Source organism: Hymenobacter coalescens (genome assembly GCF_054783195.1).
The window spans coordinates 53,156-76,386 of the sequence record NZ_BAAGRA010000026.1 but is presented as its reverse complement, the minus strand read 5'-3'; the positions used below and the strand labels follow the sequence as shown (position 1 = coordinate 76,386).

At 64.5% G+C, this 23,231-nt stretch carries 20 protein-coding genes; 11 read left to right on the top strand and 9 right to left on the bottom strand.

Annotated features, from left to right (window positions below; translation table 11 throughout):
* Window positions 1–21: 21 nt before the first annotated feature.
* The 3 genes from ACYVKQ_RS21940 to ACYVKQ_RS21930 all read left to right on the top strand — a co-directional run bounded on the left by ACYVKQ_RS21940 (window position 22) and on the right by ACYVKQ_RS21930 (window position 5,631).
* Window positions 22–1,749, top strand: coding sequence for a DUF6044 family protein (locus tag ACYVKQ_RS21940; protein ID WP_460677512.1), 1,728 nt, complete (start codon window positions 22–24; stop codon window positions 1,747–1,749).
* 159 nt (window positions 1,750–1,908) lie between these two features.
* Window positions 1,909–4,872, top strand: coding sequence for an FtsK/SpoIIIE family DNA translocase (locus tag ACYVKQ_RS21935; protein WP_460677511.1), 2,964 nt, complete (start codon window positions 1,909–1,911; stop codon window positions 4,870–4,872).
* Window positions 4,873–4,986: 114 nt separating this feature from the next.
* Window positions 4,987–5,631 carry a LolA family protein gene (locus ACYVKQ_RS21930; RefSeq protein ID WP_460677510.1) on the top strand — a complete coding sequence of 215 codons (645 nt, stop codon included), beginning with the start codon at window positions 4,987–4,989 and terminating at the stop codon, window positions 5,629–5,631.
* Window positions 5,632–5,741: 110 nt separating this feature from the next.
* Here the strand turns inward: ACYVKQ_RS21930 and ACYVKQ_RS21925 are convergent, their stop codons facing one another.
* Window positions 5,742–5,954, bottom strand: coding sequence for a hypothetical protein (locus tag ACYVKQ_RS21925; protein ID WP_460677509.1), 213 nt, complete (start codon window positions 5,952–5,954; stop codon window positions 5,742–5,744).
* 23 nt (window positions 5,955–5,977) lie between these two features.
* A complete protein-coding gene (locus ACYVKQ_RS21920; protein ID WP_460677508.1) occupies window positions 5,978–6,556 on the bottom strand; it encodes a tetratricopeptide repeat protein in 579 nt (192 codons plus the stop codon).
* An 83-nt stretch (window positions 6,557–6,639) separates the two neighbouring features.
* Between ACYVKQ_RS21920 and ACYVKQ_RS21915 the strand changes: the two genes are divergently transcribed.
* From ACYVKQ_RS21915 to ACYVKQ_RS21890, 6 genes are all read left to right on the top strand, one after another.
* Window positions 6,640–7,947, top strand: coding sequence for a DUF2851 family protein (locus ACYVKQ_RS21915; RefSeq protein WP_460677507.1), 1,308 nt, complete (start codon window positions 6,640–6,642; stop codon window positions 7,945–7,947).
* Complete coding sequence (locus ACYVKQ_RS21910; RefSeq protein ID WP_460677506.1) at window positions 7,944–9,224, top strand: hypothetical protein; 1,281 nt, start codon at window positions 7,944–7,946, stop codon at window positions 9,222–9,224. Before ACYVKQ_RS21915 ends, ACYVKQ_RS21910 begins: the two co-directional genes overlap by 4 nt.
* Window positions 9,225–9,331: 107 nt before the next feature.
* Window positions 9,332–9,964: a NeuD/PglB/VioB family sugar acetyltransferase gene (locus ACYVKQ_RS21905; protein ID WP_460677505.1), complete on the top strand. Its 633-nt coding sequence runs from the start codon at window positions 9,332–9,334 to the stop codon at window positions 9,962–9,964.
* A 93-nt stretch (window positions 9,965–10,057) separates the two neighbouring features.
* On the top strand, window positions 10,058–11,014 hold the full coding sequence (trhO, locus tag ACYVKQ_RS21900) for an oxygen-dependent tRNA uridine(34) hydroxylase TrhO (RefSeq protein ID WP_460677504.1): 957 nt from the start codon (window positions 10,058–10,060) through the stop codon (window positions 11,012–11,014).
* Between the two features lie 28 nt (window positions 11,015–11,042).
* Window positions 11,043–11,810, top strand: a complete 768-nt coding sequence (locus ACYVKQ_RS21895; RefSeq protein ID WP_460677503.1) for a hypothetical protein — start codon at window positions 11,043–11,045, stop codon at window positions 11,808–11,810.
* A 23-nt stretch (window positions 11,811–11,833) separates the two neighbouring features.
* On the top strand, window positions 11,834–12,706 hold the full coding sequence (locus ACYVKQ_RS21890; protein WP_460677502.1) for a nucleoside phosphorylase: 873 nt from the start codon (window positions 11,834–11,836) through the stop codon (window positions 12,704–12,706).
* 130 nt (window positions 12,707–12,836) lie between these two features.
* Here the strand turns inward: ACYVKQ_RS21890 and ACYVKQ_RS21885 are convergent, their stop codons facing one another.
* Together ACYVKQ_RS21885 and ACYVKQ_RS21880 are read right to left on the bottom strand one after the other, a co-directional pair.
* Complete coding sequence (locus ACYVKQ_RS21885; RefSeq protein WP_460677501.1) at window positions 12,837–13,136, bottom strand: hypothetical protein; 300 nt, start codon at window positions 13,134–13,136, stop codon at window positions 12,837–12,839.
* Window positions 13,137–13,246: 110 nt separating this feature from the next.
* Complete coding sequence (locus ACYVKQ_RS21880) at window positions 13,247–14,263, bottom strand: acyl-CoA reductase (RefSeq protein WP_460677500.1); 1,017 nt, start codon at window positions 14,261–14,263, stop codon at window positions 13,247–13,249.
* Window positions 14,264–14,438: 175 nt separating this feature from the next.
* On the opposite strand from ACYVKQ_RS21880, the gene ACYVKQ_RS21875 reads away from it, so the two are divergent.
* The gene (locus ACYVKQ_RS21875) at window positions 14,439–14,789 is read left to right on the top strand and encodes a 4Fe-4S dicluster domain-containing protein (protein WP_460677499.1); all 351 of its coding nucleotides are present in this window, start codon (window positions 14,439–14,441) and stop codon (window positions 14,787–14,789) included.
* A 75-nt stretch (window positions 14,790–14,864) separates the two neighbouring features.
* On the opposite strand, the gene ACYVKQ_RS21870 is transcribed toward ACYVKQ_RS21875, so the two are convergent.
* Window positions 14,865–16,082, bottom strand: coding sequence for an adenine nucleotide alpha hydrolase family protein (locus ACYVKQ_RS21870; RefSeq protein ID WP_460677498.1), 1,218 nt, complete (start codon window positions 16,080–16,082; stop codon window positions 14,865–14,867).
* A 53-nt stretch (window positions 16,083–16,135) separates the two neighbouring features.
* Complete coding sequence (locus tag ACYVKQ_RS21865) at window positions 16,136–16,999, bottom strand: carbon-nitrogen hydrolase family protein (protein WP_460677497.1); 864 nt, start codon at window positions 16,997–16,999, stop codon at window positions 16,136–16,138.
* Window positions 17,000–17,314: 315 nt separating this feature from the next.
* Here ACYVKQ_RS21865 and ACYVKQ_RS21860 point away from each other — a divergent pair, with 315 nt between their 5' ends.
* Window positions 17,315–19,945, top strand: a complete 2,631-nt coding sequence (locus tag ACYVKQ_RS21860) for a valine--tRNA ligase (protein ID WP_460677496.1) — start codon at window positions 17,315–17,317, stop codon at window positions 19,943–19,945.
* A gap of 125 nt (window positions 19,946–20,070) precedes the next feature.
* Here ACYVKQ_RS21860 and ACYVKQ_RS21855 read toward each other — a convergent pair whose 3' ends face one another.
* From ACYVKQ_RS21855 to ACYVKQ_RS21845, 3 genes are all read right to left on the bottom strand, one after another.
* Complete coding sequence (locus ACYVKQ_RS21855) at window positions 20,071–20,289, bottom strand: hypothetical protein (protein WP_460677495.1); 219 nt, start codon at window positions 20,287–20,289, stop codon at window positions 20,071–20,073.
* Window positions 20,290–20,358: 69 nt separating this feature from the next.
* Window positions 20,359–21,753 (bottom strand): dihydrolipoamide acetyltransferase family protein, encoded by a 1,395-nt coding sequence (locus ACYVKQ_RS21850; protein ID WP_460677494.1) that lies wholly within the window; start codon window positions 21,751–21,753, stop codon window positions 20,359–20,361.
* Window positions 21,754–21,921: 168 nt separating this feature from the next.
* Entirely contained in the window at window positions 21,922–23,202 is a 1,281-nt protein-coding gene (locus ACYVKQ_RS21845; RefSeq protein WP_460677493.1) for a competence/damage-inducible protein A, read from the bottom strand.
* Between the last annotated feature and the right edge of the window lie 29 nt (window positions 23,203–23,231).

Here is a 23,231-nt window from a genome sequence, read left to right as displayed (position 1 = left end):
CGCCTGCGACCTTTGCGGCCCATGAATGCTCCACGTTTGCCCTTTGGCCGGCGGCCCCTGTTGTGGGCCCTGCTGGCGCTGCTGTTGCTGTGGCTGCCCTGCCTGCTGCGCGGCCCCGACAGTTACGTGCTGCTCGACGACAACCTGGACGCGGAGGTCAGCGTGCCGGTGCTGCTGCATCGCTTCGGCGTGGCGCTGGATTACCGGCCCGAGACGACCATTCCGGCCATCATGAACGGGCTGCCGCGCAGCGCGCAGCGGCCGGGGCTGAATGTGACGGTCGGACTGTTCGGCCTGCTGCCGCCCTTGGTGGCTTATTGGACTAACGAAGTGCTGGTGCGGCTGGTGGCCCTGCTGGGCATGTACCTGCTGCTGCGCCGCTACGGCCTCGGGCGGCCCGAAGAACGGCCATTGGCGGCCGCCGTGGCCCTGGCCTGGGCGGTGCTGCCGGCCCACAACATGTACGGGCTGTCGGCGCTGGGCACGCCCTGGCCCGCGCTGGCGCTGCTGAACCTGCGCGCCGGCCGCGGCCGCTGGCCCGATTGGCTGATTCTGCTGCTGTTCCCCCTCTGGTCGATGCTGGTGCTGGCCGGGTTTTTCGTGGTGGCGGCCTTTGGCCTGCTGCTGCTCACGGATGGCGTGCGCGCGCGCCGCTGGCCGCTGGGCGCCTGGGGTGGGGTAGTAGTGCTGGCCTTGGGCTACGCCGTGGTGGAGTGGCCCCTGATCAGCAGCACCGTGCTGCGGCCGCGGTTTGTGCCGCACCGGGTGGAGTTTCGCCTCGCCGAACTGACCCCGCAAGGCTTCGGCGCCGGCTTGCGCAGCGCTTGGCAGTATTTTATCTGGGGGCAGTACCACGCCAGCCGCTTTTTCCGCGGCGTTATCCTCCTCACGCTGGGGCTGGCGGCGCTGGGCTATTGGCGGCGGACGCCTGCAAGTGCCGTCTGGCGCCGATACGCACTGAGCGGGCTGGCCGGACTGGCGGCCCTGGCAGTGTTCTGCGGCTTCTACCCGCAGCTGATGGGGCCGGTGCAGCGCATAGCCCCGTCGCTGGGCGCTTTCAACCTCAGCCGCTTTCACTTCCTGACGCCGCTGCTCTGGTTTGGGCTGTGGGTGCTGGCGCTGCGGGCGTTGCCGGCCGGCCCGGTGCGCTCGGGGCTGGTGGTATCGCAGCTGCTGCTGGGGCTGGCCAACAACCCCGAGTGGACCCAGAACCTGCGCCGCTGGGCCGGCCGTCCCGCTGCGCACGAGCCTTCGTGGCAGCAGTACCTGGCGCCGGAGCTGCTGCGGGAGGTCCGCCTCAGCCTGGAGCGGCGCAGCGGGCAGCCCGCCGCGGCCTGGCGCGTCGCCTGCCTGGGCCTGCCGCCCGCCGTGGCCCAGCTCAGCGGCTTCCACACCCTCGACAGCTACCAGAGCACTTACCCCCTGGCCTACAAGCACCAATTTCGGCCCCTGATTGCCGCCGAGCTGGCCAAGAGCCCGGAGCTGCGGCGCTACTTCGACGACTGGGGCAGCCGCTGCTACCTGTTCTCGACCGAGCTGGGCCGCAACTTCCGCGTCGGGCGCCAGGATCGGGCTGTGGTCCGCGACTGGCGCTTCGATGCCCGGGCGTTTCGGCGGCTGGGGGGGCGCTACGTGTTGTCAGCAGCGCGGCTGGCCCGGCCGGCAGTGGCCGGGCTGCGCCCGGCGGGCCATTTTACCGCGCCCGGGGCGTACTGGGAGCTGTATATTTATGAAGTCGGAGCGGAGTAGGCGGGCACGGCACGTGGCCAGCCGCGCCGGAGCGTCCGTGCGGCCCGGGCAATGCGCACTGCTTTCCGGCGTTTTCTGGGCTTGCCGGCCCAAACTCCGCATTTCTTCCCGGCGGCATCTCGCCTTAAACCCGTAATTTCGGCCCTTTGGTGCGTCTAAATGGCAAAGAATACTTACAAACCCGCGAACGGCTCGGCCCCCCGCGCCACGAACGAACCCCGCCCGGCGCGCAATCAACCCAAGGTGGCTGCGCCCGAGCCTGCGCCGCGTGAGCGGGAACCGCGCCGGGCGGCCCCGGCCGCGCCCAAGGTACCGCGCAAGCCCCTGAAGCTCCCGGATTTGGGCGGCGCGCTGGGGTTTCTCTCGGACCGCCGCTTCCAGCTGTTTACCGGCTTCTTTTTCCTGCTGGCCTCGCTGTACCTAACCATTGCCTTCTTTTCCTACCTCTTCACCGGCCACGCCGACCAGAGCGTAGTAGAGGGCCTGGCCCAGACGCCGGTCAAGGAAGCCGGGCAGGAATCCGGTAACTGGCTGGGCCTGCTCGGGGCCTGGGCCGCGCACCTGCTTATCCTGCAGGGCTTCGGCATTGCCGCGTTTGCGCTGATTCCGGTGGCCTTCGCGGCCGGCTACAAGATTGTGTTTCGCCGTACCGAGGTGTCCATCAGCTTTGTGCTGGCCGTGTGCCTGTTTGCCATGCTCTGGCTGAGCATGCTGATGGGTTACCTCGTGCTCAGCATTCAGACGCCCGGCACCGATCCGCGCACCGCCCACAGCCTCGATTTTCTTTGCGGCCGCGTGGGCTACGAGGCCGCGCTGTGGCTCGACAGCCTGATTGGCTGGGGCACGGTGCTGCTGCTGGCTTTTCTGCTGATTTCCTTCGTGGTGGGCTTCTTCAACGTAACCACCCTGAACCTGCCCCGCCGCGCCCTGGGTGCGGAGGAAGATGACGCGGAGGATGCCCCGGCAGCCGCCCGAGGTGGTGAAACCGGTGGGAACCAGGCTGCCCGAAGTGCGGCGGTGAGCGACCCGGAAGAAGACGAAGCAGGGGAGGACCTGGGCTTCACGGTGCGCAACGTCGGGCCGGTGGCGGAGGTAGCTAAACCTGTGGCACCGGCGCCGAAACCGGCCGCCACGAAACCCGAGCCTGCCCCTGCCCGCCCGGAACTTACCCTGACCGTGGACGAAGACGAGGATGGCACGCCGCCCTGGGAAGTAACCCCCGCCGCGACGGTGGCCACTGGCGCCTCGTTGGCCCTGGGTGGCCTGAACGGAGCCACTGCCGCTTCTACTGCTGCCGCCGCTGCCGCCGCTGCCGTCAGCGCCGGTCCGAGCTTTTCCATCGAAGCCCCCGCGGCGGAACCCGCCGTGGCGGCGGCTTCCCGCGTGCCCACGCCGTTGTCGTTGGCCGACCTGGCCGATGACGACGCCCCGCTGCCGGCGCCGAGCGCACCGGCCGCCGTGCCCAGCAAGGGACCGTCGTTTGAAGTGGAAATGCCCGCCGAGCCCGAGCTGACCATCGAGCGGGACCGGGCTGAGCTGGACCCCGCCGCCGGGGCCGACATGGCCGTCATTGCCGAGGAAGACGAGGACGCCGACACCATGCCGGCCGTCAACTACGACCCCACGCTCGACCTCTCGCGCTACCAGTACCCGACGCTGGAGCTGCTCAACGACTACGGCCAGGCCAAGGCCCAGGTGAGCAAGGAGGAGCTGGAGGCCAACAAGGACCGCATCGTGGAGACGCTGGGCCACTACGGCATCAACATCGCCTCCATCAAGGCTACCATCGGCCCGACGGTGACGCTCTATGAAATCGTGCCCGACGCCGGGGTGCGCATTTCCAAGATCAAGAGCCTGGAAGACGACATTGCCCTGAGCCTGGCGGCCCTCGGCATCCGCATCATCGCGCCCATTCCGGGCAAGGGCACCATCGGCATCGAGGTGCCGAACACCAAGAAAGAGATGGTGTCGATCCGCTCGGTGTTCAGCACCGAGAAGTTTGCCCACACCGAAATGGATTTGCCGATTGCCTTCGGCCGCACCATTACCAACGAGGTGTTTGTGGTGGACCTGGCGAAGATGCCCCACCTGCTGATGGCCGGGGCCACGGGCCAGGGCAAGTCGGTGGGCCTGAACGTGATTCTGGCCTCGCTGCTCTACAAGCGCCACCCCGCCCAGCTCAAGTTCGTGCTCGTCGACCCGAAAAAGGTGGAACTGAGCATTTTCAACAAGATCGAGCGGCACTTCCTGGCCAAGCTGCCCGACACGGAGGAAGCCATCATCACCGACACCAAGAAGGTGGTGAACACGCTGAATTCCCTCTGCATGGAGATGGACCGGCGCTACGACCTGCTGAAGGACGCGGGCTGCCGCAACCTGAAGGAGTACAACCGCAAGTTCATGGAGCGCCGGCTGAACCCGAAGAAGGGCCACCGCTTCATGCCCTTCATCGTGCTCGTCATCGACGAGCTGGCCGACCTGATGATGACCGCCGGCAAGGAAGTCGAGACGCCCATTGCGCGCCTCGCGCAGCTGGCCCGCGCCATCGGCATTCACCTCATCGTGGCCACGCAGCGCCCGTCGGTAAACGTGATTACCGGCATCATCAAGGCCAACTTCCCGTGCCGGATTTCCTTTAAGGTGACGAGCAAAATCGACTCGCGCACCATCCTGGATGCGGGCGGTGCCGACCAACTCGTGGGCCAGGGCGACATGCTCATCTCGCAGGGCTCCGACATCATCCGGGTGCAGTGCGCCTTCATCGACACGCCCGAGGTAGACCGCCTCTGCGACTACATCGGCGAGCAGCAGGGCTACCCCGACGCGTACATGCTGCCGGAGGTGGTGGGCGAGAGCGGCGGCGGCAACGGCGGCGAGGACTTCGACCCCGCGGAGCGCGACTCCATGTTTGAGGAAGCCGCACGCGTCATCGTGCTGCACCAGCAGGGCAGCACCTCGCTTATCCAGCGCAAGCTTAAGCTGGGCTACAACCGCGCCGGCCGCCTGATCGATCAGCTGGAGCACGCGGGCATCGTCGGACCCTTCGAGGGCAGCAAGGCCCGGGAGGTACTTATCCCCGACGAATACGCTTTGGAACAGTTGTTGAATAGCCTGCCCAAGTAACCCCGCTGCGCCGCCGAAACGCGCAAAAGTCGGTTTGTCGGATTTCTTTTAAACAAACTGACGTTTTGTACGTCTCATAGTCGCAGTTCTCCTTCTGAACTCCCTACCTCTCCCATGAAAAAATTCGTTGCCCTGTTGGCCCTCGCCGCTGCGTTTATGCAATCGGCAGATGCGCAGCAGGACCCCAAGGCTGCCAAGATTCTGGACCAGATGAGCGCCAAGTACCAGGCCATGAAGTCGTTCAAGGCCTCTTTCACGCAGACCCTGGAAAACCAGACGGCCAAGGTGAAAGAAAACATGAACGGCGACATCATCGTGAGCGGCACCAAGTTTCGGCTGAAGCTCAACGGCCAGGAGGTCATCAACAACGGCCAGACGATGTGGACCTACATGAAGTCGGAAAACGAGGTGAACATCTCGGATTACGAAGCCGACGACCAGGAAATCTCGCCCTCGCAGATCTACACGCTCTACAAGAAGGGCTACAAGTACACCTACGCCGGCGAAACCAAGGAAGGCGGCGTGGCCTGCGACGTGATTGAGCTGTCGCCGGAAGACCACAACAATCAGGTGTACAAAGTGCGCCTGAACGTGAGTAAGGTCGACAAGTCGGTGAAGAGCTGGAAGATGTTCAAGAAGAACGGCAACCGCTATACCTTCGCCATCAAGAAATTCGAGCCCAACACGCCGGTGGACGCCACCACCTTCGCCTTCGACAAGGCCAAGTACAAAGGCGTGAAGGTGATTGATCTGCGCTAAGCTTCGGCTGGCCGACGCTACTTGCGGCCCGCTTCTGCCACTCCGGCGGAGGCGGGCCGCGGTGTTTAAAATACTTCGCCGCTGAGTTGCGCCAAGGCTAAGGCGGCTCCCTAATGGCCGTACCCAGCGGCGCGGCGAAAATAAGCAGCCGGATCCTGGCGGTGAACGGGCAACAGCTGCGGCTGTTGCTGGGCTACCTGGCCTAAGTAGAACAGGGCGGAAGGACGGACGGCCTGCCCGCCTTGCTCGACGGCCAGCGTAAGCCAGCGCGCCGCGTCAGCGTAGCTGGCCGGCGGCTGCAGGTAGTATTGCCCTAGTGCCACGGCCGCTTTGAATTTGCCGTGGGCTACGGCGCGTTCGAGCCAGTAAATTCCTCGTTTGGCGCGGCGGGGCCGCCCTGGCCTTGGCACAGGCAGCGGCCGTATTCCAGCATAGCCTTGGGGTTACCGAAACGGGCACCACGGCCAAACCATCGGCGGGCCAACACGTGGCTTTGCTCAACGCCGTGGCCGTGTAGGGCCATGTTGCCCACGTGGTGCATGGCAGCAGCGTTGCCATTCGCCGCCAATTGGCGGTACAGTTGCCAGGCACGGATGCGGTTGCGCTCCACGCCGTGGCCGTTATCGTAGCAGATGGCGAGGTTAAAAGTTGCCAGCGCGTGGCCCGAGTCAGCAGCGCGTTGTAACCAGAAAACGGCCTGTGCATAATCCTGCTCCACGCCCCAGGCGTCGCCGTAGGCCAGGCCCAGGAAGCCGGCGGCACTGACGTTGCCGGCCTCGGCACTCTGGTGCAATAATTCCAGGGCCCGCCGAACGTAGCGGGAAGAATAATTCAGGGTAAAGCGGGAGCGGTACATGACCACCAGGGCCCGGCGGGTACTTTCAGCCGCCACGCGGCTATCGAATTCGGCGCGCAATAAGAACACAATTGGGGCAGGTGGCACAAGTTACTCCTTGGCGTCTATATTTAGCTGTTCAACTATGCGTTAGCCGTCATCCTTACCCCGCGATGCAAGAAGATTTTCTCCACTACGTGTGGCAGCATCAGTATTTCGATAAGGCCAGCCTGCGCACCGAGCAGGGCGAGCCAATCATCGTGCTCAAGCCCGGTTTTCGCAACGCCGACGCCGGTCCCGATTTCCTTGGCGCCCGCCTGATGATCGGCGACGTGGAGTGGAACGGCGCGGTGGAAATTCACCTGCGCGCCTCCGACTGGCACCGCCACCAGCACCAAACGGACCGCAAGTACGACCAGGTCATTCTGCACGTGGTGCACGCCGCCGATCAGCCCGTGCGCCGCACCGACGGCAGCGAAGTGCCTGCCCTGGCCCTGCAGCCGCGGCTGCTGCCCAGCCTGCTCGGCGCCTACGAAGCCTTGATGGCCGCCGATGTGCCGGCAGCCCTGCCCTGCGCCGGGGCCGTGGCCACGGTACCCGAAGTGACGCGGCTCAGCATGGTGGAGCGGGTGCTGCTGGAGCGCGTGGAGCAGAAAGCCGATGCGGTGCAGCTGCTGCACGAGCGCCACGGCCAGGACTGGGAAACCACGGCCTGGCACGCGCTGGCGGCGGGCTTCGGCTTCAAGAAAAACACCGAGCCGCTGGCCCGTCTGGCGCAGACCCTCCCGCTGGCCGTGCTGCGCCGCCACCGCCACGATGCGCGCCTGACCGAGGCGCTGCTGCTGGGCCAAAGTGGTTTGCTGCCGCCAACGGCCGAAGCCCCGGATGACTATTGCCGGGCACTACGGGCGGAATACGACTTCCTGGCCCACAAATACGGGCTGCAGCCCGCCGCGCTGGCCGCGCACGAGTGGAATTTCCTGCGCCTGCGCCCGGCCAACTTTCCTACGGTGCGGCTGGCCCAGCTCGCCGCGCTGATTCACGCCCAGCCCCGGCTGTTTCAGCCCCTGCTCGATGCGCCCGACGTCTTGGCCCTGGAGCGGGTGCTGTTGGCGCCACTGGGCGCCTACTGGCAGCGCCATTACCGCCCGGGAGTACCCGCCGTGCGGGTGCCGGGCCTGGGCCGCAGCAGCGCGCACCTGCTCATTAGCAATGTGGTGGTACCGCTGCGGGTGGCCCACGCCCGCTCCGTAGGCAATCAGGAAGCGGTAGAAGCGGCCGTGGAGCTGCTGGCGCAGCTGCCACGCGAGCAGAACAGCGTGCTGGCGCCCTACGAGGCCCTGCAGTTTCGCCACCGCACCGCCGCCGACTCGCAGGGCCTACTAGCTTTGCAGCGCGGCTACTGCCAGCCGCGCCGCTGCCTGCATTGTGCCATCGGCAGCCGCATCCTTCAACGCAATGTGCCCCTGACCGCTTCGTGAAGCTGCTGCTCTTGGTGGCCGGCAACGCCGCCATTCTGTTTGGCCTAAGCCGCTGGCTGCTGGCGCAGCACCGGCTGCCCCGCTTGCGCCGCTACCTGCTGCCGGCGCTGGCCCTGCGCCTCATTGCCGGCGCCATCAGCACCATTCGTCCCAGCGACGACGCGTTGCACTTTCACATCTGGGCCGGGCGGTTCGCGGCGCAGCTCTGGGCCGAGCCCGCCGGGTGGCTGCACATGCTAGGCAGCGAGGAATTTCACTTCGGGGGCTACCACATGGTGTTCCACGGCTACTCCAACACGCTGTTTTTCATCAAGGTAGTTTCGGCGCTCAACGTGGTGACGGGCGGTTCGATGCTGGTCGAGGCGCTTTACCTGTCGGTGGCCAGCTTTGCGGCCTGTTGGATGTTGGTGCGAGTCCTCAGCCAGCTGTTTCCCGGTACGCGCGGGGCCGCCCTCGTTGGCTTGCTGCTCTGGCCTTCGGCTACGTACTGGTCCAGCGGCATCACCAAGGAAAGCTTGCTGCTGGCGGGCTGCGCCCTGCTGCTGGCTGCTGCGCTGAGGCTCCTTTACGAGCCGGCCCCGGCGGTGCGGCTGGGATGGGTACTGCTGGCGCTGCTGGGCGCCTGGCTGAGCTTCAAAATGCGGTTCTTCTTCGGCGGGGCCCTGCTGGCGGTGTTGCTGGCCCTGGCAGTGGTGCGGTCAGCAGAGCTGCTGGGCGGGCCGATGCGCCACCGCAGCGCGCAGGCTTTGCTTTTTGGCGTGCTGCTGGTGGCCGGCATCTGGCTGGCCGGACAAGTGAGCCCGGTGTTCCGGTTCAACAAGTTCGCCAGCCAACTGACGCGCACCTACGCGGCGCTGCTGCAAAAGTCGGCGGGGCGGCCGCACGTGGCACTGCCGGAGCTGGCGCCTACTCCCGAAAGCATTCTGCGCTACACGCCGAAAGCCGTGGCCAGTACGCTGTTTCGGCCCTTTGCCTGGGAGGGCGACACGGTGTTCTACGGTTTCGCCGCGCTCGAAAACCTGGCCCTGCTGATCCTGACGGCGGCAGCACTGTGGGACTGCTTCCAACAACGGTGGGCGCCACTGCCCTTTGCGCTGGCGCTGGCCCTGCTCACGTACTGCCTGCTGCTGGCGGCGCTGGTGGGACTGAGTACGCCCAACTTAGGGACGCTTAGCCGCTACCGCGCGCCGTGGCTGCCCTTGCTGGTGTACCTGCTGGTCAGCCAGCCCACGGCGGGTGGGTGGCTGCGACGGCTGCGGGCCTTGGGGCTGCATTGAGCCGCGCGTTGCCTGCTGCACAGCGACCTAGGCCATTCCACGCGCCAGCCGTATCTTTGCGGCTTAGTGCGCCCCAGCTGCGGGCGCCGTTCCCCGTAGAATCGCGCATGGAAAACCCCGTAATCATTCTTGGTGCCCAGACCGTCGGCACCGCTGCCCTCGACGCCTTTACCAGCAACGACGTGGTGGTGTACTGCCTGCTCGACGACAACCCCAAGCTGAAAGATACCGACCTGCACGAGGTGCCCATCATGGGCGCTACCGACGACGAGGAGATGCTCAAGCTTCTCGGCAAGAAGTGCGAAGTATTCGTGGCCACCGAGGACACGGCTTCGCGCAAGGCCCTCACCAACATGCTGCGCCAGGAATACGAGCAGGTGCCCGTCAACGCTATTCACCGCGCTGCCAGCGTGGCCGAGCACGCCTGGCTGGGCCACGGCAACCTCGTATCGGCCGGTGCGGTGCTGGCCTCCGACGTCAAGGTGGGCAACGGCTGCCTGATCGGCGTGCGGGCCGTGGTGGACGTGCGCGCCCAACTCGCCGACTACGTGCAGGTAGGGGCCGGAGCCGTCATCAATGCCGACGTGGAAATTGGGGAGCAGGCCTTCATCGGTTCGGGCGCCGTCGTCGTATCCGGCGTCAAAATCGGCGCCAAGGCCCGCGTGGGGGCCGGCGCCGTGGTGGTGGCCGACGTGCCCGCCAACCAGACCGTGTTCGGCAACCCCGCTACCAAGGTTTAATGGGGAAGGAGGAATGAAGAAGGAGAAATCGGTTGTTGCAACCAATACTCCGCATTCTTCCTTCCTCCTACTTCCTTCTTCATTCCCATCAAGATGGATTACCGCGTACTGCTTTATTACTGCTACACGCACATCGAAGACCCGGTGGCTTTCCGCGAGGAGCACCACCGGCTGTGTTTGCGCCTGAACCTGCGCGGCCGCATCATCGTGGCGGGCGAGGGGCTCAACGGTACCGTGTCGGGCACCGTGGCCGACTGCGAGGCGTACATGCAGGCGGTCAAGGCCGATGCACGCTTCGGCGCGCTGGAGTTCAAGGTAGAAGAAGCGCCGGAGCACACGTTCCAGAAGCTGCACGTGCGCATCAAGCCCGAAATCGTGCACGTGGGGCTGCCCGCCATCAAGCCCTACGAACGCACCGGCGTGCACCTCTCCCCGGAGGAGTTCAAGGCCATGAAGGACCGCGACGACGTGGTGATTCTGGACGTGCGCTCCGACTACGAGCACCACCTCGGCCGCTTCAAAAACGCGGTGACCCTCGACATCGGCAACTTCCGCGAGTTTCCGGAGAAAGTAGAGGAGCTGCGCCAGTACCAGGACAAGAAGATCCTAACCTACTGCACCGGCGGCATCAAGTGCGAAAAGGCGTCGGCCTTTCTGCTCGATCAAGGCTTCGAAAACGTCTACCAGCTGCACGGCGGCATCATCAAGTACGGCCTCGAAACCGGCGGCGAGGATTTCGAGGGCAAGTGTTACGTGTTCGACGGGCGCGTGGCCGTCGACGTGAACACGGTGAACCCTACGTTGGTGGCCCATTGCATCAGCTGCGGCCAGCCCGACGAGCGGATGGTCAACTGCGCCAACCCGCACTGCAACGCCCACGTGGTGCTCTGCGAGAGCTGCGCCGAGCAGCGCGAAGGCGCCTGCTCCGACGCCTGCCAGCAGCACCCTGACAAGCGCCCGTACGACGGTACCGGCACCTACCCCAAGCTCAGCAACCACTACAACCCCGAGCAGGGCCTCTCGTCGTACCGTCCGCCGGTGCTTTCATAAGCGGCTCTGCGTGACCTGCGTTACCGGAATGTTACCAAAAACCCTGGCTGCGGCCGGGGTTTTTTCGTTTTTTACCCGAGGTTTGCCGCCAATGGAAGCACCAGAAGCTTACGAGTTGGAAAAATGGCTCTGGACGGAGGCCGATTTCGACCGCATGGGTTGGCATGACGCTTCGGTGTATGCTTGGCGGCTGGCAGGAGAGGAACTGCTGCTGGATATCGACTACATCTTTCAGTGGAACCAGCCGGAGGTAGAAGGCGCCGGGTTTACTTTCTGGGTGGCACCGGCAACGCTGGTGTTTTGGGAAGTGCAGAACGTAGAATTCGATTTCGATTTTATCGGAGGACTTTCAAAAGAAAATGCACTTGAAATAGACGGGATAGAGAAGGAGCCCGATGGGGAATGGGTGATTCAATTTCATAATGGCTACCTAAGTTTCCGAGCGGCCGGGTTCACTCAATACATTCGGCGCACCCCTTCCTTCGAATTTGGTCAACAGGTTTCTTTTCCTTTTCGAGCCGGCAATTCCCTTGAAAAAATCACCGGTGAAGCGCAATCGGGCGCGTTCGACTTTGCCGAGTTTCGTACAACGAACACTTGGCGCCTGTACCAAGTAATGCTGGAGCAGATGAGCGTTCGGCACCGGCTCGATCAACTGCTGGATGCGCGCTCCGCCGGCCACCTCGACCTCAAAAGCTTCCTACTTCAAAAGCGCGACCTTCAGGACCGCCTTAATTACCTCGGTATCGAATTGCGGGGCACCCGCTTCGACCGCGGCTACACCGACCTTTCTTAATCTTCACTCTCACCCGAACCATCATGCCGATTCCTTCGTCGGAGCTCATCCTGAACCGCGACGGCAGCATCTACCACCTGAACCTGCTGCCCGACCACATTTCCGATACCATCATCACCGTCGGCGACCCCGACCGCGTGGCGCAGGTCAGCCAGCACTTCGACTCCATCGAGACGGAAGTGGCCAAGCGCGAATTCGTGACCCACGTGGGCTACTACCGCGGCAAGCGCCTCACGGTCGTGTCCACCGGCATCGGTACCGACAACATTGACATCGTGCTCAACGAGCTGGATGCCCTCGTCAACATCGACTTCGTGACGCGGCAGCCGCGCCCCATCGAGGAGCGCATTGCCCTGCGCATCATCCGCGTGGGCACGAGCGGCTCGCTGCAGGCCGACATTCCGGTGGGCTCGCACCTGGTGACCGAGCACGCGGTGGGCCTGGAGTCGCTGATGCAATTCTACCCGCTGGTGGAAACCGGCGCCGAGGTGGAATTCGCCACCGCCGTGCAGCAGGCCGTCGGCCTCGATTACCGTCCGTACTGCGTGCTGGGCTCCGATTTGCTGCGCGAGCAGATCGGAGCGGGCATGGTCAACGGCAACACGGTAACCTGCCCGGGCTTCTACGGGCCGCAGGGTCGCACCCTGCGCCTGGAGCCGCGCTACCCTGATCTGCTGGAGCGCCTGCGCACGGTGCAGTTCAGCAACCCAGAAGGCACCTTCCGCCTCACCAACTTCGAGATGGAAACCGCTGGCTACTACGCCCTGGGCCGCATGCTGGGCCACGAAATCGTGTCGCTGAACGCCATTGTGGCCAATCGGGCCACCGGCGAATTCGCCGAAAACAGCGACCAGATTGTCAACGACCTGATTGCTACGACCCTGGCGCGCGTATAGCCAACCCGGATGCGGCTTTCGAGGAGCCCCATCGAAGCAGGCAAACAAAAAGCCCGGCCAATTAAGGCCGGGCTTTTTGCTGGAAGTCAGATCTGCGCAAGACAGGAGCTGGGGCTGAATGCTCCCGAGCTTAGTAGAAATCGAAGCCGACGATGGCGTGCAGCGGCAGCGTAATGCCGGCTTTCAGGGTAAGGTAGGTTTCGTGCACGCCCCACACGGTGGTTTGCACGCGCTTCGTTTCGTCCTCGGCCGTCTTGAAGTAGATGTCAAGCTTGCCGTGGTAGTTGTTGCCGAGGGCGCAGGCGCGCTCAGCATCCAGGCGCCGCAGCCGACGCTCTTCGGGCGTGGCGAGGACGTCTTCGTGGGGGAAATGAAGGGTCGGAATCGTTTCCTTGGCAACGGTTTCGGCCGATTGGCTGACGACTAGCATAGGCGTACAAATCGGGTGAGTGCTGTAGCGGAAGAACAAACAACCGTGCCAAAAAGTGTACGGCCCGTGGAGGACGCATGAAACGGGGAAGAACAGGCGCGGCGGTTTTTCTACGTCAACGCCGTCAAAAAGGCCATGGTATCCACCCCGTCGGCGTAATCGCCCACGCCCGGCTGCTGCGCCAGCCCGGCCGGCACCGAATCCGGGTACCAGCCGTTGACCGACACGATGATCTGCGTCTTGTCGGCAATATCGGCCAGCTGCTGCCGCAGGTCGTCTTCGCCCTGGTACTCGCTGTAGTGCAGCACCGAAATGGGCGACACCAGCTGCATGCTCTCGGTGACGAGCATGAACCCGTTGTCGAGGTGTGGCACGCGGTTTACCAGCAGCAGGCTTTTTTGGTAGTCGTAGTTGTTGTGGTAGCGGTTGTGGTTGTCGACCTGCTCCCAGGGCTGCATGGCGTCCAGAAAGGGGGTGAAGTCGTAGCCGGCCGGCACGAGCAGCTTCGAGACGTTGCGGCAGCCCAGGCCGTAGTAGCGGAAGATGTCGGCGCCGAACTTGGCGAGTTCTTCGCGCGGCTCCAGTCCGGCAATGACGCCCACGCTGGAACGGTTGCGCCGAATCAGGTGGGGCTTTTTGCTGAAGTAGTATTCAAAGTAGCGGGCCGTATTGTCGGAGCCCGTGGCGATGAATGCGTCCGCGTCGCGCAGCATTTCCACAAACCGCAGCCGCTCGGCAAAGCGGGGCTCTAGCTCGAGCAGTTGCGCGCCCACCCAGCGGAGCAGGATGTTGTCGTCCTTGGAGAGCTTGGCCAGCAGCGTGTGGCCGCTCAGCAGCACGCACAGCAGGTCGTGAAACCCCACCAGCGGAATGTTGCCGGCCATGACCACGCCCACGCGGCGCGGCTCGCCCTGGGGCTCGGCCGGGTAACGGGCGGCCCAGGCCGTGAGCGGCTCGGCGTCGAGCAGGTGCGCCACGCCGGCTACCGCGTCGCGCACGTTGGGCTCGTCGAACCAGGGGTTGTGGTTGCGGGCGCGGAAAGCCAGCGAAAGCAGTTCGTCGTCGGAGAGGGTGCGCAGGCGCTGCCCCAGGCGGATAAAGGCAGCGAGTCGTTCGGCGTGGGTCATAGGAAAGGAAAAGCGGGAATCCGGGGCGAAAGTTCGCAAGAAACCCCGGGCGGTACTACTTTTGCCCGGCTGTGCGCGTTCCATTCCCGCGCCTGCCCGGCCCGGTCAGCAAACCTCCGGCCCCCGCGGCTGCGTATCAGCTATACTTCCAACTCTCAACCGACGACCTACGGCCATGGCCATCATGATTACCGACGAGTGCATCAACTGTGGTGCCTGCGAACCAGAATGCCCGAATAACGCCATCTACGAAGGCGGCGCGAACTGGCGCTGGGCCGACGGCACCACGCTGAAAGGCACCATTGAGGTGGATGGCGGCAAGCAGGTAGATGCCACCAGCCCCCAGACGCCCGTTTCCGACGAGTACTACTACATTGTCTCGGACAAGTGCACCGAGTGCGTGGGCTTCCACGAAGAGCCCCAGTGCGCCGCCGTGTGCCCCGTAGACTGCTGCGTGGACGACCCGGACTACCGCGAAACCCAGGAGCGCCTGCTGCAGAAGAAAGACTGGCTGCACATCGCCTAAAACGGACTTCCGACGAAGCCAACAAAAAACCCGCTCCGGACTCGGAGCGGGTTTTTTGTTGGGGCCGGAGTAAGCCTAGCCGCAGTTGAAGTACTTGTCGTAGGCCGACTCGGGGAGCAGGCGCAGCTTGCTGGCGAGCCAGATGGGGGCGCGCAGCAGGCGGATCAGGGCGTAGTTGTTGGGGTAGTCGCGGAAGCTCTTGACCGGGGCCTGCAGGATCTGCTCGAACTCGGGGCGGCTCAGGCCCAGGCGCTTGAGGCAGAGGCGGATGACCTGCTCGTCCTCGATGGGGTTGACGTGGCGGCACTTGGCCAGGGCCTCCTGGCGCGTCATCTGGCCCGAGCGCACCAGGGCCGAGTAGTTGAACAGGCGCCGGTCGATGTTGAACTTGACCCGGTTCAGGTAGTAAATCACGCTCTGGTAGAGGTCGTCGAAGTAGTGGGCGCCCGGGTTCTGCCAGTCCAGCTCGCGCTCGAGCAGCTGGTCCACGTCGCGGCGCACGTAGGGCACGTGGTAGAGCAGCGTGACGGTCTTGATGCCGCGCCAGACGGTGTAGTAGAACAGCTCTTTGACGTCCAGGTGGAAGCCCGGGTCGGTGGGCGTCCAGGGGCGCAGCGGCACCGAGCCGAAGCGCCGGTGCACGGCCTTCAGGTACTTGCCGTCGAGGTAGTTCCAGGCCAGCGGGCAGATGCCCTCGGTGCGGAAGGACTGGCCGATGACGATGCGCTTGACCCCTTCCTTGGCCGCCACCCCGTAGAGGGCCGTGGCGATGCCCACGTCCGTGCCCTCCTCGATGTCGGGGGTGGAGGCCTTCAGGAAGGCAATCTTCAAGTCCCGCGACTCGCGCCAGTCGGAGGTGATGGTGCGCAGCTCCACGCCCAGGCGGCGGCAGGCCTTGACCATGTTCTCGCCCGCCACGGGGTTGCCGAAGCCGTCGTTGAAGTGCACGGCCAGCGGGCGCAGGCCCAGCTGCACGACGCAGTACCAGAGCGTGAAGGAGCTGTCGCGCCCGCCGCTGACGCCCAGCACGCAGTCGTACTTGCCGCCGCGGCCCAGGCGCTTCATCTCCGCCGCCGCGCGCCGCACGTACGCCTCGCCGGCTGCCCCGAGCGGGTTTTCGCGCTCCATCTTGTCGTGCAGGGCGCAGAAGTTGCACTCGCCCGCCGGCCCGCCGAAGCGGATGCCCGGCACCGTCGTGTCCATGATGCACCGCGGGCACTGCTGGTAATCCGCGGGGGGGGTGGGCCGGTCAATGGGTGATTCGACGGCGTCCAATACGGGGGTGGAAGACATGGGGTAAACGTGTGACAATAGGCGGGGGAAAACGGTGGTGTGGAAAGCGGCGGTCAGGGGTGGGTGGGAAGTTCGTCGAAGCGAAAGCCGCGCTGCCGCAGCCGCTCCGTAATGGCGGTGCCGCGCTCGGGGCGCTGCGGACGCGGCAGGTCCGCAACGATCAGTTCACCGGCAAATTCATTGAACTTGCCCTGCGCCCGGATGCCGTCGGCCGCTACCGCCAGCGAGCAACCGATGCTTTTCTTGCCTTCGTACGGCCCGCCAACGATGTAGCCGACGGAGGTAGTTCCGACCACCACCACGTTGTAGTAGGAGGCCAGAATCTGGTAAGGCTTGATCCACTTCTCGTGGTAGGGGTCGTCTTCCTCGGTCAGAGAGTAGTCCACCGTCCACGACGACGGCGAAAGGATGATTTCAGCGCCCATGCGGGCCAGGGTGTGCCCGATGGGCAGCCCGTCGATGTAGTTATCGGCGCAGATGTTCAGGCCGAGCTTGCCCAGGGGCGTATCGATGACGTTGAGTGTCTGCCCGACTTCGTAGAACGGTTGCTCGACGGTCAGCAGGTTGATCTTGTGGTACTTCAGCAGAATCTCGCCCTGCGGGTTGATCAGCACGGCGGCGTTGTAGATGCGGCCGTCGGCGGCGCGCTCCGTCAGGCCCGCGCACACGTACACGCCGTGGCGCACGGCTTCCTGGCAAAGGCGGTCGGAATACGGGCCTGGAATAGGCTGGGCTTCCGTCAGGGCACTGGGGTGGGTCCAGGCGAAATCCAGGGTTTCGGGCAGCAAAATCAGGTCGCAGCCCCGCTGAGCGCCTTCCCCGATCATGCGAGCCGCCCGCTCCAGGTTGCGCAGCGGTTCGCCGCCCTCCACCAGCAACTGGCCCATCCCGATCCGGACCGAGCCTTGGCTAGGCAATTCTACAGGGCGGGGTTGGGCACTGGGCGCGGCGGCCGCAGGGGTGGGAGCTGGTTTTTTCCAGCGACTAAACAACGTCGTCATCCTGGTTAAAGTGATGCGTGGATGGAAAGCAAGGGTCTCCTAGCTAAATGTACGCTGCCTTTCGCAAATCTAGGCCAATACATTCTGTAGTGGCTACGCAAATCTACTATTCCTTTTTGAGTACAAGATTAAAACCTAATTAAGTCCAATGCCGTGACCGGGGTTGGCACCACTTCCGCCCCCGCGTTGAAATGCCTACTTTTGCCGATTCCGAACCGATTTTTCCCGATTATGTCCATCCCGAAGACTTACCAGCCTGCTGAGGTCGAAGCAAAATGGTACCAACGCTGGCAGGAGCAAGGCTTTTTCAACTCGAAGCCCAACCCGCGCAAACCGGCCTACTCGGTAGTGATTCCGCCCCCGAACGTGACCGGCGTGCTGCACATGGGCCACATGCTGAACAACACCATTCAGGATGTGCTCGTGCGCCGTGCGCGCATGCAGGGCAAGGAAGCCTGCTGGGTGCCCGGCACCGACCACGCCTCCATTGCTACCGAGGCCAAGGTGGTGCAGATGCTCAAGGAGCGCGGCATCGAAAAGAAAGACCTCAGCCGCGAGGAGTTCCTCAAGTACGCCTGGGAGTGGAAGGAAAAGTACGGCGGCATCATCCTGGAGCAGCTCAAGAAGCTGGGCGCCTCCTGCGACTGGTCGCGCACGCGCTTCACCATGGAGCCGGAACTGACCGAGGCCGTGCTGCGCGTGTTTGTGGATCTGTACCGCAAAGGGCTGATCTACCGCGGTATCCGCATGGTCAACTGGGACCCGCAGGGCCGGACGGCGTTGTCGGACGAGGAAGTGATTCCCAAGAACACCCAGGCCAAGATGTACCACCTGCGCTACCCGGTAGTGGGGCAGGAGGGCCAGTTCCTCACCGTGGCCACCTCGCGGCCCGAAACCATCATGGCCGACGTGGCCGTGGCCGTGAACCCCACCGACGAGCGGTACCGGCACCTGCACGGGGCCAAGGTGCGCATTCCGCTGCTGGGCCGCGAAATTCCGGTGATTCTGGATGAGTACGTGACCATTGAGTTCGGCACGGGCGCGCTGAAGGTGACCCCGGCGCACGACCTGAACGACTACGAACTGGGCCTGAAGCACAACCTGCCCGTCATCGACATACTGGACGACGGCGGCTTCCTGAACGAGAAGGCCGTGCTCTACGTAGGGCAGGACCGCTTCGCCGCGCGGCGCGCCATTGTGAAGGATCTGGAGGATGCCGGCCTGCTGGCCAAGGTGGAGGAGTACGCGAGCATTCTGCAGACCTCCGAGCGCACCGGGGCCGTCATCGAGCCGCGCCTCTCGCTGCAGTGGTTCCTGAAAATGGAGCACCTGGCCGGCCCCGCGCTGGCCGTGGTGGAGGACGACCGCGTGAAGCTGCACCCGCCCAAGTTCAAGAACATGTACCGCTCGTGGATGGAGAACGTGCACGACTGGTGCATCTCGCGGCAGCTGTGGTGGGGACAGCGCATCCCCGCCTATTACCTGCCCGATGGCACCTATGTGGTGGCGTTGACCGACGAGGAGGCGCTTCAACTGGCGCGTGAGCAGAGCGGTAACAACGATTTGCAGGGCAGTGACTTGCGGCAGGACGAAGACGTGCTCGACACCTGGTTCTCGGCTTGGCTGTGGCCCATTTCCGTATTCGACGGCTTCAAGGACCCGGACAACGCCGACGTCAACTATTACTACCCCACCGACGACCTGGTCACGGCCCCGGAAATCCTCTTTTTCTGGGTGGCGCGCATGATCATGGCCGGGCTGGAGTACCGCCAGGACGTGCCCTTCCGCAACGTGTACCTCACGGGCATTGTGCGCGACGACCAGGGCCGCAAGATGAGCAAGCAACTCGGCAACTCGCCCGACCCACTGGACCTCATTGCCAAATACGGCGCCGACGGCGTGCGCACCGGCATGCTGTTCTCCTCGCCGGCCGGCAACGACCTGCTCTTCGACATGAAGCTGGTGGAGCAGGGCCGCAACTTCACCAATAAGCTCTGGAACGCCTTCCGCCTCACCCAGGGCTGGGAGGTGGACGAAGCGCTGCCCTTCGCCAATGAGAAGGCTACGGAATGGTTTCAGGCCAAGCTGCAGGACGCCCTGCAGCAGCTCGACGAGCATTTCGACAAGTTCCGCATGTCGGACACGCTGATGACCGTCTACAAGCTGGTGTGGGACGACTTCTGCTCGGTGTACCTGGAAATGATCAAGCCGGCGTACCAGGCGCCCATTGACGCCGAAACGCTGCGCCGCACCACCGGCTTCTTCGAGCAGCTGCTCAAGCTGTTGCACCCGTTCATGCCCTTCATCACGGAGGAAATCTGGCATCACCTGGCCGAGCGTGGCCCCAAGGACTACGTTTGCGTGGCCGCCTGGCCCAAGCAGCACCCCGTGGCCGGCGGCGCCGAGCTGCTCAGCCGCATGGACAAGGCCCTGGACATCGTGGCGGGCGTGCGCAACATCCGCAACCAGAAGGGCCTTGGCCCCAACAAGCCCCTGACGCTGGCCGCCAAAACCGACGACGCGCAGCTGTTGCAGGAGTACGACGGCATCATCCGGAAGCTGGCTTCGCTGAGCGACATCCGCGTAGTGGAGGCCGCGCCGGCCGCGGCCGTGGGCTTCGTGTCGGGTGGCGTGGAGTTCTTCGTACCGCTGGAAGGACAGATTGACCTGGGGGCGGAAAAGGAGCGCCTCTCCAAAGAGCTGGAGTACGCCCAGGGCTTCCGCGACTCGGTGCTCAAGAAGCTGGCCAACGAGAAGTTCGTGCAGAATGCCAAGGCCGACTTGGTGGAACGGGAGCGGCAGAAGCTCGCCGACGCCGAAGCCAAGATTGCGGCGCTGGAACAAAGCATGGCCGCGCTGTAAACGCCTTTCGGCCGACAACAAACCGGCTGCCCTCCGCAAGGAAGGCAGCCGGTTTGTTTTTGGGCAGACTGGAAAATCGGGCCTCATCCTGAGCGCAACGCAGAATGACGGGCATTTCGGCTGGGCTAGTGCTGCTCCCCCGGAATCGGTTGGCCGGCCTGGGCCTCCTTGGCGCGGTTCAACTCGGTAAGTTGGTTTTGCAGCTGAAACGTTACCTGCTCGCAGTCGGCGGCCCGGCGGCGGACCAGGTCCAACTCCCGCTCGGCTGCGGTGAGGCGCATGTAGAGGTACACAATCAGGGCCAGCGAGATAATCAAGGCCCCGAGGGTTGCGAAGTTTTTCATAACCAAAAGAAAGTCAAAAAGAAAAGCCCGCCGGGATGACGGGCTTCTTTAAGTACGGGCATGCCGGCACTAGATGGCCGTGTTCGGGTCGAACTGCTCGAGGTAGTCGGCCACGCGGCGCACGAACATGCCCCCGAGCGAGCCGTCCACCACGCGGTGGTCGTAGCTGTGGGAGAGGAACATGAAGTGGCGCACCCCGATCAGGTCACCCTGCGGCGTCTCGATAACGGCCGGCTTCTTCTTGATGGCGCCCACGGCCATGATGGCCACTTGTGGCTGCATGATGATGGGCGTGCCCATCACGTTGCCGAAGGAGCCCACGTTCGAGAGCGTGTAGGTGCCGCCTTCCAGGTCCTCGGGCTTCAGCTTGTTGGCCCGGGCGCGGGTGGCCAGGTCGTTCACGCGCTTCGAGAGGCCGTTCAGGTTCAGCTGATCGGCGTTGTGAATCACCGGCACGATGAGGTTGCCCGAGGGCAGGGCCACGGCCACGCCGATGTTGATGTCGCGCTTCTTGATAATGTAGTCCCCGTCCACCGACACGTTGATGTTCGGGAAGTCCTGGATGGCGCGGGCCACGGCCTGGATGAAGATGGGCGTGAAGGTGAGGTTTTCGCCTTCGCGCTTTTTGTAGGCGTCCTTGTGCTTGTTGCGCCAATTCACGATGTCGGTCACGTCGGCTTCCACGAAGCTGGTCACGTGCGGCGAAATGCGCTTCGAGTCGACCATGCGTTGCGCAATCATCTTGCGCATGCGGTCCATCTCGATCAGCTCCTGGGTGCCGCTCACCGAGGGCGCCGGCTTGCTCGCGGCGGCAGCCTGCGGAACGGGCGCCGCGGCCGGGGCTGCTTGCGGAGCCGGCTGCACGGGCGCGGCCTGTGGGGCCGGGGCGGCAGCGGCTGCCGGGGCTGCCGCTTGCGGGGCCGGCTGCTGACTGCGGCCTGCCACGTAGTCCAGAATGTCTTTTTTGGTCACGCGGCCCTGCTGGCCGGTGCCCGGCAGACGCTCCAGGTCGCTCATCGAAATGCCTTCCTCGCGGGCGATGTTGAGCACCAACGGCGAGTAGAATCGGCCGGGCTGGGCCTCGCCGAGCTGCGCACCGCCGGCAGTGGCGGCGGCGGCGGCGGCATTCGGCACGAAGGGAACGGCTTCGGCAGCCTGCGCTTCCTGGGCAGCGGCCGGCGCAGCGGCGGCCGCCGGCGCCTGGCCGTTGGAGGCCGCCGCGGCATCGGTTTCGATGACGGCAATGGGGGCGCCCACGGCCACTACCTGGCCTTCCTCCACCAAGATCTGCTGCAACACGCCGGCGTGGATGGCGGGTACCTCGGTGTCCACTTTGTCGGTGGCCACTTCCAGCACCGATTCGTCCTGCTCAATGGTGTCGCCCACCTGCTTGAGCCATTTCAGGACGGTGCCTTCCATGATACTTTCGCCCATTTTGGGCATCACCATTTCCACTCGTGCCATGCGGAGGTTGCTTTGATAATTGGGGGTGGGAGGAGCTTGGTCTGTTCGGGGATGAAAGCGGCTGGGAAAGCCGAAATCGGGGCCAAAGGTAGCGGATTTGCCAATTGCCGCGTAATCCGACCCGAACACTTGTTAGGCAGCGCTGAAAAGGTGCTGCCTGTCAGCTGCCTACGTGCGCGAAGCCGCCGTTTGCTCCGCCGCCGGCAGGTGCTGGCGTACCAGATTCAGGGCCACGGTGCTGATGTATTCGATGTTGAGCTGCCGGCCGCGGTTGAAGCTGATCTTACGGGCTACGGTCTGGTGAGCGTCGGCGTAGGCCAGCCAGAATGTGCCCACGGGCTTCTCGGCGGAGCCGCCGCCCGGGCCGGCAACGCCGCTGGTGGCCACGGCCACGTCGACGCCCAGCTGGCGGCGCAGGCCTTCGGCCATTTCGCGCACCGTCGCCTCACTCACGGCGCCGTGGGCTTCGAGGGTGGCGGGCTGCACGCCGAGCTGCCGCACCTTCACGTCGTTGGCGTAGGCCACCACGGCGCCCTGGAAGTAGGCCGAGCTACCCGCCACGCTGGTCAGGCGCTGCGCGATAAAGCCGCCGGTGCAGCTTTCGGCCGTGCCGATGGTAAGGCCGCGCTCCTGCAGCTGCGCGCCCAGGGCGGCCTCCAGGCTCACTTCGCCCTCGGCGTAGAGGTAGGGGCCGAGCAGGGTGCGCACGGCGGGCAACTGGGCTTCCAGGCGGCCGCGCAGATCGGGCTGGCCGTCGTCGGTGGCGGTGAGTCGCAGGCGCACGCCGCCCAGGTAAGGCAGGTAGGCCAGCTTCATGTTCGGGGGCAGCTGCGCCTCCCAGCCGGCAATCTGCTCGGCCAGGAAAGATTCGCCTTGCCCGACGGTCTGCAGCACGGCGTGCTCAATGGGCGGCACCCGGAAGTGGGCCTGCAGCTTGGGCAGCACGTGCGTGGTCATCAGGTGCTTCATCTCGAAGGGCACCCCGGGCATGGACACGAACACCACGCCATCCTCGCCGTCGAACCACATGCCGGGCGCGGTGCCGACGGTGTTGCGCAGCGGCGTGCAGGCCGTGGGCAGAAACGCCTGTTGGCGGTTTACTTCCAGCATCGGGCGGTTGAAGCGGGCGAAGATGGCCTCCACGTCGCGCAGGGAGGGCTCGTACAGGGCCAGTTCCGAGCCGAAGTAGCGGGCCAGCACGTGCTTGGTCAGGTCATCCTTGGTCGGGCCCAGTCCGCCGGTCATGAGCACCACCTGCGCGCGTTGGCGAGCCTGGTCAAGGGCGCGCACGATTTCCTCGGCCTGATCGGAGACGGAGCTGATCTGGCGGATGCGCAAGCCGATGCGGCCCAGCTCCTGGCCCATCCAGGCCGAATTCGTGTCGATAACCTGGCCGTAAAGCAGTTCGTCGCCGATGGTGATGATTTCGACGGCTGGCGTATGGGGCATAGCGAAAGGGAATGGTAAGCAATTTCGGC